12 protein-coding genes are annotated in these 13,786 nt (G+C 72.2%); 8 read left to right on the top strand and 4 right to left on the bottom strand.

Going from position 1 to position 13,786, the window contains the following annotated elements; translation table 11 throughout:
• Nucleotides 1-420: NAD-binding protein (locus tag ACZ7MX_RS04490; RefSeq protein ID WP_472129216.1), on the top strand; the 420-nt coding region annotated here is incomplete at its 5' end.
• Nucleotides 421-579: 159 nt separating this feature from the next.
• Here ACZ7MX_RS04490 and ACZ7MX_RS04485 read toward each other — a convergent pair.
• Nucleotides 580-1,776, bottom strand: a complete 1,197-nt coding sequence (locus ACZ7MX_RS04485) for a cytochrome P450 family protein (RefSeq protein ID WP_472129214.1) — start codon at nucleotides 1,774-1,776, stop codon at nucleotides 580-582.
• 114 nt (nucleotides 1,777-1,890) lie between these two features.
• Here ACZ7MX_RS04485 and ACZ7MX_RS04480 point away from each other — a divergent pair, with 114 nt between their 5' ends.
• Together ACZ7MX_RS04480 and ACZ7MX_RS04475 are read left to right on the top strand one after the other, a co-directional pair.
• Complete coding sequence (locus tag ACZ7MX_RS04480; protein ID WP_030417114.1) at nucleotides 1,891-2,118, top strand: hypothetical protein; 228 nt, start codon at nucleotides 1,891-1,893, stop codon at nucleotides 2,116-2,118.
• Between the two features lie 100 nt (nucleotides 2,119-2,218).
• On the top strand, nucleotides 2,219-2,740 hold the full coding sequence (locus ACZ7MX_RS04475) for a methylated-DNA--[protein]-cysteine S-methyltransferase (RefSeq protein ID WP_472129309.1): 522 nt from the start codon (nucleotides 2,219-2,221) through the stop codon (nucleotides 2,738-2,740).
• 22 nt (nucleotides 2,741-2,762) lie between these two features.
• On the opposite strand, the gene ACZ7MX_RS04470 is transcribed toward ACZ7MX_RS04475, so the two are convergent.
• Together ACZ7MX_RS04470 and ACZ7MX_RS04465 are read right to left on the bottom strand one after the other, a co-directional pair.
• Nucleotides 2,763-3,527: a glucose 1-dehydrogenase gene (locus tag ACZ7MX_RS04470; RefSeq protein WP_472129212.1), complete on the bottom strand. Its 765-nt coding sequence runs from the start codon at nucleotides 3,525-3,527 to the stop codon at nucleotides 2,763-2,765.
• A 121-nt stretch (nucleotides 3,528-3,648) separates the two neighbouring features.
• The gene (locus ACZ7MX_RS04465; protein ID WP_472129210.1) at nucleotides 3,649-4,632 is read right to left on the bottom strand and encodes a ScbA/BarX family gamma-butyrolactone biosynthesis protein; all 984 of its coding nucleotides are present in this window, start codon (nucleotides 4,630-4,632) and stop codon (nucleotides 3,649-3,651) included.
• A gap of 174 nt (nucleotides 4,633-4,806) precedes the next feature.
• On the opposite strand from ACZ7MX_RS04465, the gene ACZ7MX_RS04460 reads away from it, so the two are divergent.
• Both ACZ7MX_RS04460 and ACZ7MX_RS04455 read left to right on the top strand, forming a co-directional pair.
• Nucleotides 4,807-5,493, top strand: coding sequence for a ScbR family autoregulator-binding transcription factor (locus tag ACZ7MX_RS04460; RefSeq protein WP_472129208.1), 687 nt, complete (start codon nucleotides 4,807-4,809; stop codon nucleotides 5,491-5,493).
• A gap of 385 nt (nucleotides 5,494-5,878) precedes the next feature.
• Complete coding sequence (locus ACZ7MX_RS04455; RefSeq protein WP_472129206.1) at nucleotides 5,879-8,482, top strand: MFS transporter; 2,604 nt, start codon at nucleotides 5,879-5,881, stop codon at nucleotides 8,480-8,482.
• Between the two features lie 86 nt (nucleotides 8,483-8,568).
• Here ACZ7MX_RS04455 and ACZ7MX_RS04450 read toward each other — a convergent pair whose 3' ends face one another.
• Complete coding sequence (locus tag ACZ7MX_RS04450) at nucleotides 8,569-9,258, bottom strand: FadR/GntR family transcriptional regulator (RefSeq protein ID WP_472129204.1); 690 nt, start codon at nucleotides 9,256-9,258, stop codon at nucleotides 8,569-8,571.
• 432 nt (nucleotides 9,259-9,690) lie between these two features.
• Between ACZ7MX_RS04450 and ACZ7MX_RS04445 the strand changes: the two genes are divergently transcribed.
• The 3 genes from ACZ7MX_RS04445 (at nucleotide 9,691) to ACZ7MX_RS04435 (ending at nucleotide 13,762) form a co-directional block, all read left to right on the top strand.
• Entirely contained in the window at nucleotides 9,691-11,469 is a 1,779-nt protein-coding gene (locus tag ACZ7MX_RS04445; RefSeq protein WP_472129307.1) for a 2-isopropylmalate synthase, read from the top strand.
• 315 nt (nucleotides 11,470-11,784) lie between these two features.
• A complete protein-coding gene (locus tag ACZ7MX_RS04440; RefSeq protein ID WP_472129202.1) occupies nucleotides 11,785-12,504 on the top strand; it encodes a DUF4232 domain-containing protein in 720 nt (239 codons plus the stop codon).
• Between the two features lie 169 nt (nucleotides 12,505-12,673).
• Entirely contained in the window at nucleotides 12,674-13,762 is a 1,089-nt protein-coding gene (locus ACZ7MX_RS04435) for an NADH-quinone oxidoreductase subunit B family protein (RefSeq protein WP_030416750.1), read from the top strand.
• The last annotated feature ends 24 nt before the right edge of the window (nucleotides 13,763-13,786 follow it).

Genomic DNA, 13,786 nt, shown 5'->3' with positions numbered 1-13,786 from the left:
ACCATCGTGCTGTGCGGACCGCACGGCTCCGGGCAGACCGTCAAGGCCGCCAACCAGCTCATCGTCGCCGTCAACATCCAAGCCTGCGCCGAAGCCGTGGTCTTCCTGGAGAAGTCCGGCGTCGACCTGGGTGCCGCCCTGGACGTCCTCAATGGCGGTCTGGCCGGCTCCACCGTCCTGACCCGCAAGAAGGACAACTTCAAAACCCGCGACTTCGCCCCCGGCTTCCGCATCGACCTGCACCACAAGGACATGGGCATCGTCACCGACGCCGCCCGCACCGTCGGCGCCGCCCTGCCCGTCGGCTCCGTCGTCGCCCAACTCGTCGCCTCCCTACGCGCCCAAGGCGACGGCGGCCTCGACCACTCCGCCCTCCTCCGCGGCGTCGAACGCCTCTCCGGACACTCGACCGAAGGCTGAGCCGGTCCGCGGGCTTACGTCCCGCGACGGTTCCGGAACGGCCGGCGCCGCGACCGCCGCACTGCGGTCGCGGCGCCGGTGTGCCCGTTCCCCACGCCCCGTGGAGTCCCCGCTCCCGACTCCCCGCTCCCGACTCCCCGTTCCCGGCTCCCCGTCGAGTCAGCGGACGAATGTCACCGGCAGACGTGCCGGTCCGCGCATCAGACGCGTGCGCCGCCATTCCACCGCGTCCGGTCCGCCCGCGGGCCGGATGTCGGTCCAGCGCGTCAGCAGCACCTCGAACGCGATCCGGGCCTCGACGCGGGCCAGTGCCGCGCCGAGGCAGTGGTGCGGGCCGTGCCCGAAGGAGAGGTGCCCGCCCGTGCGGCCGAGTCGTACGGAGTCCGGTGCGTCGAACCGTGCCGGATCGCGGTTGGCGGCACCGGGCGCGACCTGCACGACATCGCCCGCGGCGATCGTGGCGCCGCCGAGGACCAGCGGTTCGGTGGCGTAGCGGAAGGTCGCGACGGTCAGTGGGCCGTCATGGCGCAGGAATTCCTCGACCGCGGCGGGCAGCAGTGCGGGGTCGGCCCGGAGCCGGGCGCGCAGGGCGTCGTCACGGAGCAGGGTCACCATGCCGTTGCCGATGAGGTTGGCCGTCGTCTCGTGCCCGGCGACCACCAACAGGGCGGCCAGCGAGACCAGTTCGGGCTCGGAGAGCCGGTCGTCGTCGTCCCGGGCGGCGATCAGCCCGCTGAGGACGTCGTCCCCGGGGGCCGCGCGCCGGTCCGCGATCAGCCGGGTCAGATAGCCGCTCAGGGCGTGGGAGGCACGGTCCACGGTGTCCGGGGCGGCCGCGGCGAACAGCTCGTCGGACCAGCGCCGTACCGCCGCGCGGTCCGGCTCGGGGACCCCCAGCAGCTCGCTGATCACGGCGATCGGCAGCGGCACCGCGAAGCCCTCGACCAGATCCGCCTCGTCCCGTTCCGCCAGGGCGTCGGCCAGTTCCCCGGCCAGCACCCGGATGCGCGGTTCCAGGCGTGCGACGGCCGCCGGGGTGAACGCCGTCATCGCCAGTTTCCGCAGCCGTCCGTGGTCCGGCGGGTCGGTCGCGAGCAGGGTGCGGCTGACCGCCGGGGCCAGGTTGCGGTTGCTCGGCCGGTCGGCGAAGTAGCGGGCGGTGTCCTTCGACAGCCGGGCGTCGGCCAGCGCCGCCCGCGCCTGGGCCCATCCGGTCACCAGCCACGTCGTCCGGCCGTTCCCGGTCCTGATCCGCTGTACGGGACCGCGCGACCGCACGGCGGCGAGCAGCGGATACGGGTCCCGGAAGTACTCCGGCGAGGCCAGGGGGTCCGCTCCCGAGGCGTTTCTCTGCACGGCAACACCATTCCTTGTGGGGAGTCCATGGAGGGCTTCCTTGCGTGGGCAACGATTGCTGCCCCTGGAGGCGGCCGACGTGCGGGAGTGCGCCGCCCGTCGCACGCTGGAGGCATGACCGAGCACCCGCCAGTCATCGTGCACCCGCCGACGCCGTCCGGTGGACGACGGGTGACCGTGCGTGGGCAGATCGTCGGCCTGGCCCACGGCCGCGGCGACGTGGCCGAATTCCTCCGCCGCGCGGGGGTCGCCGGTCCGGCGGAGGACATCCGGCTCGACGACCCGCGGCTGGTCGAATGGCGGGGCGGTTCGCTGGACGACTGGCCGATGCCGTCCGCCTGAGCCACCGGCCGGGCAGGAGGCTGGGTTCCTCCGCAGCACGACGTCCGATTTCCGCCGGTGCACGCCTGCGACCTGCGGCACAGTGGATTCCGTGACACTCATGACGCTCTACACCACCCTTGACAGCCCGCTGGGCGAACTCCTGCTGGTCGGGCAGGAGTCGGCCACCGCACCGGGCGGTACCGCGCTCGTCTCGCTGTCCCTGCCCGGGCAGAAGGGCGGTGCGGCCGTGCAGGACGGCTGGGTCCGCGACCCCGCCGCGTTCGACGGGATCGCACGGCAGCTGCGGGCCTACTTCGACGGGACGCCGACCCGCTTCGACATCGAGTACGCCGACACCGCGGCCACCCGTGGCACCGCCTTCCAGCGGCGCGTCTGGCAGGCCCTGGAGGCCGTTCCGTACGGCACCACGACCACGTACGGGCGGGTCGCCGAGGCGATCGGGGCGGCGCCGGCGGCGGTCCGTGCGGTGGGGACCGCGATCGGCCGCAACCCGCTGCTGATCGTGCGGCCCTGCCACCGCGTGATCGCCGCGAACGGCTCACTCTCGGGCTACGCGGCCGGCCCGGAACCCAAGCGGCGGCTGCTCGGCCTGGAGGGCGCCGCACCGCGCCCGCTCTGAACCCCGCCGGCGGGCGGCGCGCTCAGAGCATGGACCCGCCGGTGACGTCGATGCGCTGCCCGGTGATCCACCGGGAGTCGTCGGAGGCGAGGAACGCGGCGACGTCGGCGATGTCGGCGGGGCGGCCGAGCCGGTTGAACACCGAGATGGCCGCCAGTGCGGCATGGGCCTCGGGCGTCGCCCGCATCGCGGCGTTCATGTCCGTCTCGACGAAGCCGGGCGCGATGGTGTTCACCGTGATCCCGCGCTCGCCGAGGTCCTTGGCGAGGGTGAGGGTGAGGGTCTCCACCGCGCCCTTGGAGACGCCGTAGGCGATGGTCGACGGGAACGCCGTAGTGGTCACCGCCGACGAGATGTTGATGATGCGTCCGCCGTCGCGCATCCGGCGCAGCCCGTGCTGGGTGACGAAGAACGGCGCCTTGGTGTTGACCGCGAGGATGCGGTCGAACTCCTCGGGGGTCACCTCGTCGATGTGCCCCGGCAGGCTGATCCCGGCGTTGTTGACGAGGATGTCGAGGCCCGCCGGTGCGCCGTGCGCCGCCAGTCCGCCGTCGAAGGCGGAGAAGAGGGCCTCGGCGTCGCCCGGCACGCCCAGTTCCGCGCCGATTATGAAGGCCCTGCCGCCGGCGCCTCTGATGTGTTCGACGGTCTCCTTGGCCGCGATGTCGTTGCTGCCGTAGTGGACGGCGACCAGCGCGCCGTCCTGCGCCAGGCGTTGGGCGATGCCCCGGCCGATGCCCCGGCTGGCGCCGGTCACCAGCGCGGTCTTCCCGTTGAGGTCACCCATGAGTGTTGGCCTTCCATGTAGGCGAGGCGGGCATGCGGCCGCCTATGACTGTGGCATGCGGGGGAGATTGCTGCGCTGCCGGCTGTGCCGCGCGGTGTGGGCGGCGGGTGAGCCGCGTCGCTCAGTCGCGGGCGTCCAGGGCCGTCAGGGTGGTCACGAAGACCGGCTCGTCGTGCTGCGTGCCGGTGACCTGGACGGTGGTGCTGGAGGGCAGCGCCGAGGGGACGTGCCGGGCCTCGATCACGCAGGGCACGCCGTGCTCGGCGTAACGGCGGAATTCGGTGCCGACGGCGTACGGGACGAAGCCGCCGGGCGCGGTGCGGGCGCGGGCGGCCTGCTGTGCGGCGTCGAGCAGCACCATTCCGGGGATATGGTCGTTCGCCGGGTTGACGACCGCGGCGTGACCGGGGGCGACGCGCAGCACCCAGCGGTCCGGCCGGTCGGTGGGGGAGAGCAGGACATCCTGCTCGGTGGCGCTGCCGGTGAGGTGCGGCGCGACGGCGGGCGGCAGCGGGCGGAGGTCGCGCCGGGCGGTGAGGCGGTCGCCGCGGATCCGGCCGTAGACACCGGGCGAGGTGACGGTCACATTGGAGTGGCCCGTCGCGACGATCCGGCCCGCCTTACGGATGGTCATGTCGAACCGGCCGCTCACCAGCGTGCCGGCCCGCATCCGCAGCTTGCTGCAGGTGACGTCGATCGTCAGGGACGCGGGCCGGTCGCCCACGGCGAGGTGTTCGGGGTCCATGGTGTAGACGAGGTCGCCGAGGATGAAGTGGTGGCCGACCGGAACGCCGAGTTCTGTGTGGCAGAGCAACAGTCCGGCCTGGCGGATGGTCTCCCCGGTGAGAATGGGATGATGCCGGCCGTGAGGGGTGGTGAAATACCCGTGTTCGTGGGGCCACTCGGCGGTCAGCGCGAAGTGCGCGTCGTCCACGCGCCGCCAGGAAGTGACCAGCACGTCATCGAGGAGGGGGCGATGGACCCATTCCCGGGGGACGCGTGCGCGGGAGGGGGGCGGAACGGTGTCGCCGGGGTTGCGGGGGTGGTGCAGCTGCGGTGGGGTCGCGGGCTGAGCGGTGCCGCTGACGTGCATCGTGTCGCTCATGGCTGCCCCCAGGCGTCTCTACGGGATGAGGTCCATCGCTGTTAAGATACGTACCATCCGGTTTTATTTTCAATGCCGGGCTGAGGGAAGGGGGAAATACGCTGGTGGCGGGGCGACTTGACGTGGTGGCCACACCGGCGGAATTGGAAGATTTCGAGAGACAGGAGGCGTCCTGTGGCGCAACAGGACCGTGCGATCAGGACCCGGCGAGTGATCTTGGAGTCGGCCGCCGCGGTGTTCGACGAGCAGGGCTATGACCGTGCGACGATCGCCGAAGTCCTCGAACGCGCCGGCGTGACGAAGGGCGCCCTGTATTTCCACTTCGCTTCCAAGGAGCAGCTCGCGCTCGCCATCCTCCAGGAGCAGGTGCTCGACATCACCGTCGCGCCGCAGCCGATCAAACTCCAGGAATTCGTCGACTCCGGGCACGTGCTGGCCTTCCGGTTGCGCACCGACCCGATTCAGCGCGGGGCCGCACGGCTGGCCGTCGAGCAGGGCTCCAATCACCTGGACCGCAGGCAGTCGATGCTCGCCTGGAGCCAGTTCGTCGAGGGGTTGTTCGGCGAGGCGAAGGGGCGCGGCGAGGTGCTGGAGAGTGTTGACGTGCGGGACACCGCGGAGCTTTTCGTCGGCGCCTTCGCCGGGTTGCAGATGATGTCGCAGGCGTTTTCCAACCGGGCCGACCTCTCCCACCGGTTGACCGTTTTCTTCCAGCACACGCTGCCCAGCATTGCCGTGCCCGCCATCCTCGCCAAGCTCAATCTCGACCCCGAGCGCGGGGAGAAATTGACCGCCGAACTGCAGCGGAAGGCGCAGCCCGCGGCGGGGGCCGGCACCGGGCTGGATGTCGTCGCGAGCTGAGAATCCCCCGCGGGACGTGTGGGGCAAAGCGCAGAATTCGGGCAAGGAAACATACCGCGCACGCGGTGTTGATCGATCGCGGTCCGGAGGCCTTGCGAAGACCTCGGGAAGGTGTCGCGGAAAAGCCGCGGCGCCTTCTTCGTGCGTCGGATTGTCAGTGGTGTGCGCTTCACTGGTTCTCGTCGGTCCGGTGGGCGGCGTGAGGCAGATCACCGTGCGGTGATGCGGATGCCTCCCGACGTGCGGAATAGGCCGCCGAGTTGAAACGTTCGTCATGCACGTATCAAGGGCTCGCCGTGTCGACGCCCTGCCCCGTTCCTTGACGACTTCTCACGCTTCTCACGACTTCTGACGACAGTCCTTCCGCTGCCTGGAGGCCGCACGTATGACGCAGACGACGACGGATCAGCTCCCCGGAAGGGGCGTGGGTGCCGTGGGCGCCACCGAGGCCCCCGCGGTGTCCGGACCGGCCGCGGACGGACAGCGCAGAGCCGGCGGTGCCATCGTCCCGATCCTCGCCTTCGCCGGCATCGTCGTCGCGGTGATGCAGACGCTGCTCGTACCGGTCATCAAGGACCTGCCGGTGCTTCTGGGCACCGCACCGAGCAACGCCACCTGGGTCATGACGGCCACCCTCCTCGCCGGTGCCGTCGCAACCCCCATCATGGGGCGGCTCGGCGACCTCTACGGCAAGCGGCGGATGCTGCTGACCAGCCTCGCGGTCATGGTCGTCGGCTCGCTGGTCTGCGGGTTCACCAGCGATCTGGTCACGATGATCGTCGGCCGGGCGCTGCAGGGCTTCGCCATGGGCGCGATACCGCTCGGCATCGGCATCATGCGGGACGCGCTGCCGCGCGAACGGCTCGGCTCGGCCATGGGCCTGATGAGCTCGTCGATCGGCGTCGGCGGCGGACTCGCGCTGCCCGCCGCCGCCCTCGTCGCCCAACACGCCGACTGGCACAGCCTGTTCTTCGGTGCCGCCGGACTCGGCGTGCTCTCCATCCTGCTCACCCTGCTCCTCGTGCCCGAGACGCCGGTCCGCGCCCCGGGCCGCTTCGACGTGGCGGGCGCCGTCGGGCTCTCCGCGGGGCTGGTGGCGCTGCTGCTGCCCATCACCAAGGGCAGTGACTGGGGCTGGAGTTCACCCACCACCCTCGGGCTGTTCGGGATCGCGGTGCTGGTCCTGGTGCTGTGGGGCGTGATGGAACTGCGCATCGCCGACCCGCTGGTGGACCTGCGCACCACCGCCCGCCGCGAGGTGCTGCTGACCAACCTCGCCTCGATCACGGTCGGGGTGGCCTTCTACGCGATCTCGCTGGTGCTGCCGCAGCTCCTGCAGCTGCCCGAGTCGACCGGCTACGGCCTGGGCGAGTCCATGGTGGTGGCCGGCCTGTGCATGGCGCCGCTGGGGCTGACCATGATGCTGGTCGCGCCGGTGTACGCACGGATCGCGGCCCGCCGCGGCCCGAAGGCGACGCTGCTGCTGGGCATGCTGGTCATCGCCGTCGGATACGGCGCGGGCATCGGCCTGATGAACGCCGCCTGGCAGACCGTCATCATCGCCGTGGTCGTCGGCGCCGGCATCGGGCTGGCGTACTCCTCGCTGCCCGCGCTGATCATCGGCGCCGTCGACGCCTCCGAGACCGGCGCGGCCAACGGCCTGAACACCCTGATGCGTTCGATCGGCACCTCGGTGTCCAGCGCGGTGATCGGCATGGTGCTGGCCCATATGTCCCAGCCGATGGGCCCGGTCGCGGTGCCCACGATGGCCGGCTTCCGGGTCTCCTTCCTGATCGCCACGGCCGCGGTCGTCCTCGGCGTGGCGCTGGCCTCCTTCCTGCCGTCACAGCGCAAGCCGTCCCGCCCGACCCTGGTTGCCCAGAGCACGGGCGAGGCCGAGCAGGGGACCGGCGAGGGCAGCGAGGACGACCTCGACCACCGGAGTGGTCAGGGAAGCGACGATGACACCGACCGCAGGGCGAACCAGAGCAACGGCGACGGCATCGACCGCGGGGCGGACCAGGGCAACAGCTACGACATCAGCTACGACATCAGCCGCGGGGCCGGCGAGGGCGGCGAGGAGGGCGGGGCCGCGTCCGACCCCCGGGCCGGATTCCGGGGACGGGTCCTCGGGTCCCACGGCGGGCCGGTCCCCGGTGCGAGCGTCACGCTGATCGACCGCCAGGGCCGGCAGGCCGGCGTCACCACCGCCGCGTCCGACGGGCGGTATGCGCTCGCCGCCCCGGCGGCCGGTACGTACGTCCTGACCGGCGCCGCGCCCGGACACGCCCCGTACGCCGCCTCCGCGACCTACCGCGGGGCAGGTACGACCGTCGAGACCGATCTGCTGCTCACCGTCAGCGGCCGGCTCCACGGCACGCTGCGCGGCGGCCCCGAGGGCACCCCGCTCGCCGGCGGCGGCATCGTCGTCACCGACGCGGCGGGCGAGGTGGTGGCCCGTACGGCCGCCGGGGCCGAGGGGCGGTGGGAGGTGACCGAACTCCCGCCCGGCAGCTACACCCTGGTCCTCAGCGCGCCCGGCCACCAGCCGCAGGCCCGTGCCGTGGACGTGCCGGGTGACGCCGGTCAGGAGCGGCAGGATGTCCGGCTGCGACCGGCCGCCACCGTCCGCGGCACGGTACGCGGACCGGGCGGCCGCCCGCTGGCCGACGCCGCGGTGACCCTCCTCGCGGACGGCACGGTCACCGGGCACACCGTCACGGGACCGGACGGCGCGTTCGCCTTCTCCGGCCTGAGCGGCAGCCGGTACACCCTCACCGCGGCCGGCTATCCGCCGCACGCCACCCCGATATCCCTCCCCGGCGGCACCGAGCAGACCCTCGACCTGACCCTCACCCAGCCCCCGGCACACGGCCTTCAGCCGTCCGCCCCCGACCTCCAGCCGGCAGCGACCGACCGTCAGCCGTCCACCACCCCCGACCTCCAGCCGTCCGCTCCCAACTTCCAGCCGTCCGCCCCAGACAGCTGAGCGAGGGCGGCGCACCACACCGCAACGCACCGCACAGCACCGGCCCCGCCCGGACGCTCTCCCTCACCGCTCTCCCAACTGCCCCTTCACCGCTCCGCCAACTGCCCCAGGGTTTCGTCGAATTCCTCCCGAAGGATCCGGCTCGCCGTCGTGCCGTCGCCGTTCGCGACGGCGTCGACCAGCGCCGCGTGCCGGGCGTCGCCGGGCTGCGGGTCCCGGCCGCGCAGGTCCAGCAGTTCGACGAGGTCGATCAGACCCTGGCGCAGGGCGGGCACGAACTCGGTGAAGAGATCGGCCAGTACGGGGTTGTGCGCGGCCGCGACGACGGCCGCGTGCAGGGCGATGTCCGCGTCCACGAACGCTGCGGTGCCGGACCCGGCGGCGGTCCGGCGGCCCTCCAGGGCGGCGCGCAGGGCGGCGACATCGTCGTCGGTGCGCCGGACGGCGGCCAGTTGGGCGGCCTGTACCTCCACCATGGCGCGGACCTCGTAGACGTCGCCGACGGCCGCGCGGCGCAGCCGGGTGGGCCAGTCCTCGGTGGGCTCGGTCGCGATCACGAACACCCCGGCGCCCTGGCGTGGCTGGACCAGTCCCGCACCGGCCAGCGCCCGTAGGGCCTCGCGCACCGTGGAGCGGCCGACGCCGAGCGTCTTGGCCAGGGTGGTCTCACCCGGAAGCCGGGTGCCCACCGGCCAGTCGCCCCCGGTGATCTGGTCCCGCAGCCGCTGGGCGGCCTGTTCGACCAGGGGGCTGGGGCGGAGCGCTTCGAGCGGCATGCCGTGGTACCTCGCACTTTCCGAACACGTCAGGTTGTCTGAGGAGTTGATGTGTGGTTACTGTACCCGGCATGACGCTGCGTGGTCTCCTTCTCGGCCGCCGTGGCGGGGCCTGACGCGACCGGCACCCCGCCGCGGGGTTCGGTGCTGCCGGTCTCCCTCCGGCTCCTGTGAAGGAACGCGATGTCCCACGAGATCTCCCGCGAGATGTCCAGCCCCGACCGCAGCACCACCAACTCCGGCACCACCAACTCCCGCACCAGCACCGGCACCACGGCCCCCACCGGCACCACGGCCCCCACCGGCCCCTCCCTCGCACTCACCCCCGCCCCCGTCATCCCCACCCCCGTGGCCCCCGCCCCCGCCCTCCGTACGCCCTCCGGCCCCGTCCCCGCCGATGCGCCGGTGTGGAACCCGCAGCGCCGCAGCGCGATGCCCTCCCACCGCTACCGGCCCGTGCACCAACGCGTCGAGGTGCCACGCACCACCCGGGCCTGGCCCGCCGCCCGGATCGAGCGGGCCCCGCTGTGGGTGCCGGTCGATCTGCGTGACGGCAACCAGGCGCTCGCCGAACCGATGGACATCCCGCGCAAGCGCCGGATGTTCGATCTGCTCGTCTCCATGGGCTTCAAGGAGATCGAGGTCGCCTACCCCTCCGCCAGCCGCACCGACTTCGACTTCGTCCGCCATCTGGCCGGGAGCGGCGCGGTGCCGGACGACGTCACCGTGGTCGTCTTCACCCCGGCGCGACGCGAGCTCATCGAGCGGACCTTCGCCGCCATCGACGGGCTGCCGCGCACCGTTGTGCACCTCTACACGGCCACCGCACCCACCTGGCGCGAGGTGGTCCTCGGCCGCAGCCGGACCGAGGTGCGTGACCTGGTGCGGGACGCGGCCACCGAGATGGCGCGGCTGGCCGCGGCCCGCCCGCAGGCCGACATCCGGTTCCAGTTCTCGCCCGAGGTCTTCAACCTCACCGAGCCCGATCTCGTCCTGGAGATCTGCAACGGTCTGACCGAGCTCTGGGACGCCTCCCCGGAGCGCCCGGTGACCCACAACCTCCCGGCCACGGTGGAGGTCGCCACCCCCAACGTGTACGCGGATCAGATCGAGTACATGCACCGCCATCTGGAGCGACGGGACGCGGTCGTGCTCTCCGTGCATCCGCACAACGACCGCGGCACCGGCGTGGCGTGCGCGGAACTCGCCGTGCTGGCCGGGGCGCAGCGCGTGGAGGGGTGCCTGTTCGGGAACGGCGAGCGGACCGGGAACGTCGACCTGGTCACCCTCGCGCTCAATCTGCACACCCAGGGCGTCGACCCGATGCTCGACTTCTCCGACCTCGCGACCGTGCGCCGCACGGTCGAGGACTGCATCCGGCTGCCCGTCCACCCGCGGCACCCCTATGCCGGCACCCTGGTGCACACCGCCTTCTCCGGCACCCACCAGGACGCCATCAGCAAGGGTCTGGCCCACCACGCCCGGCGCGCCGCCGAACTGGGCGTGCCCGAGTCCGAAGCGCCGTGGACGGTGCCGTACCTGCCCATCGATCCCGCGGATCTCGGGTGCAGTTACGAGGCGGTCATCCGGGTCAACAGCCAGTCGGGCAAAGGGGGGATCGCGCATCTGCTGCGGCTGCACCACGGGCTGGACCTGCCGCAGGGGATGCGGCCGGACTTCTCCCGCGTGGTCCAGCGGGCGACCGACGACAGCGGGCAGGAGGCGACCCCCAAGGAGCTGTGGGAACTGTTCCGCGGCAGCTATCTCGACCCGGGGGAGGAGGGGCCGCTGACCCTGGACTCCTGGACCGCGACCGAGTCCGTGCCGGGTGAGCACCGGATCCGCTGCACGCTGGGCCGCGCCGGGAGCCCTGAGGACGCCCGGCAGGCCGAGGGCACCGGAAACGGTCCGCTCGCCGCGTTCACCGCGGCGCTGGCGGCCGCCGGCCACCCCGCCGAGATCCTCGACTACGCCGAACACGCCCTCACCTCGGGGCCGGACAGCGCCGCCGTCGCCTACGTCCGCTGCCGCATCGGCGGCGTCCCGTACTGGGGCGCGGGCCGGGACACCTCCGTCCTGACCGCCTCTCTGCGGGCCGTGCTCGCGGCCGTCAACCGGGCGGAGCGGGACCGGGGGGAACGGAAGGAGCGCCCGGCCGCGGGCCGGCTCCCCGGCGCGGGGGGCGGGCGTAACGGTGCCGAACGGGGGTAACCGGGATTTCTACGGCAACCCGGTCGCCGATCCGCCGGCCATCGGAGCCGGCCAGGGACCCGGGAAGTAGGCCGAACCTGGTGGTGCCGCGTCCGCAACTCGGGGATTTTCTGCGAGCCTGAGCGGCGCCCCGGAATCCCGGCTGGTCAAAGATGTGCCGGGGGTATCGGCGCGCCGCCCGGGCCGGCTCGTTAGTGGTGTGTTAGTGCCTCGTTAGCGGACCGGCAACGCCCGGGGCCACGCTGGAAGAGCAACGGACGGACCGTACGCAACCAAACGACGAGCTCGCACCTACCAGACGAGGGGGAGACACTCATGTCGCTCACCACCAAGACACTCGGCCGTGGCCGCCGTGTCGCCGCCGGATCGCTGATCGCCGTCGCGGCGCTCACGCTCACCGCCTGCCAGGACGGGACCGGCGCCGCCTCCCGCCCCTCGTCGGCCGCCGCACCCGCCACCTCCCAGGAGGCCGGCAGCGGTGCCAAGCCGTCCGGCAGCACGACCGGCGGCGCCCAGCAGTCGGCCGGTGGCGAGCGGCCCTCGGCGAATTCGGCATCCGCCGGCAGCAAGGCGAAGGGCAACGTGCCGGGCACCACGCAGTCGCGCGCTTCCGCCATGACGGCGTCGGACCGCTGCACCGCCGCCAACATGTCGCTGCGGCTGGGCGCCTCCGACATCGGCGCGGGCAACATCCGCTACCCCCTGGTCTTCACGAACAAGGGCAAGAAGGCCTGTACGCTGCGCGGCTTCCCCGGTGTCTCGCTGATCCAGCGGGACGGCTCCCCGGTCGGCAAGCCCGCCACCCGCGAGGGCGGCCCGGGCGGTGCGGTCCGTCTCCAGCCGGGGCAGAGCGCGCACGCGGTGCTGCACACCGTCAACGAGGGCGTGTCGGACACCCCCTGCTGGAGCCGTTCGCAGATCGTCTTCGTCTACCCGCCCGGCTCCAAGGAGTCGATGACCACCGGCAGCCGCGGCTTGCGGGTGTGCGGCGGCCGGTTCGACGTGACCGCGGTGCAGGCCGGTTCGCTGGGCTGACGGCCGGCACAGTTTGTTGAGGGCGCCCGGTGCTCCGGGCGCCCTCGACCCTTTTCCGGGCCATCACCGCAACGGCCCAGGACAACCGGCCGCGGACCACGCGGGGTGTTACCAAGGTGAACGGAAGCCCCATATGAGGCTTTCGTTGTAGATCCGCCGAGGAGGCCCCATGTCCGCAGCATCGAGCGTGGCTCCCCAGTCCGCCGCGGACGGAAAGCCGTCCACCGAGGACCAGCCGCCGATCCACATCCTCTGGATCAACGCCGGCCTGAGCTGCGACGGTGACTCGGTGTCGCTGACGAACGCGACCCAGCCCAGCATCGAGGAGATCGCGCTCAGCGTGCTGCCCGGCCTGCCCAAGGTCGCCGTCCACTGGCCGCTGATCGATTTCGAATGCGGGCCGGTCGGCGGCGCGGACACCTTCATCGAGTGGTTCTTCAAGGGCGAGCGCGGCGAGATCGACCCGTTCGTGCTGGTCATCGAGGGGTCCATCCCCAACGAGGCCATCAAGCCGGAGGGCTACTGGTGCGGTTTCGGCGACGATCCGGAGACCGGCCAGCCGATCACCACCAGTGAGTGGATCGACCGGCTCGCCCCCAAGGCCCTCGCCGTCGTCGCCATCGGCACCTGCGCCACGTACGGCGGGATCCACGCGATGTCCGGCAACCCGACCGGCGCCATGGGCGTGCCCGACTACCTGGGCTGGGACTGGAAGTCCAAGGCCGGCATCCCGATCGTCTGCGTGCCCGGCTGCCCGATCCAGCCGGACAACTTCGCCGAGACCCTGGTCTACCTGCTCTACCAGGCCGTCGGCGCGGCCCCGATGATCCCGCTCGACGACCAGCTGCGGCCCACCTGGCTCTTCGGCGCCACCGTCCACGAGGGCTGCGACCGCGCCGGCTACTACGAGCAGGGCCAGTTCGCCACCGCCTACGACTCGCCGAAGTGCCTGGTGAAGATCGGCTGCTGGGGTCCCGTGGTCAAATGCAACGTGCCCAAGCGGGGCTGGATGGACGGCATCGGAGGCTGCCCCAACGTCGGCGGCATCTGCATCGCCTGCACCATGCCCGGCTTCCCCGACAAGTTCATGCCGTTCATGGACGAGCCGCCCGGCAGCAAGCTCTCCAGCACCGCCAGCGCCGCGTACGGCGGGGTCGTCCGCCGCTTGCGCGACATCACGGCCAAGACCGTCGACCAGGAACCCAAGTGGCGGCACCGCGGCGACCAACTGACCACCGGATTCCGCAGGCCGTGGTGACCGTACGGCCCCCTGAGCGGCCGG

Source organism: Streptomyces sp. NPDC107765, assembly GCF_055657085.1.
Note: the sequence above shows the minus strand (reverse complement) of the source record. Positions and strands in the feature narration are given on the sequence as shown.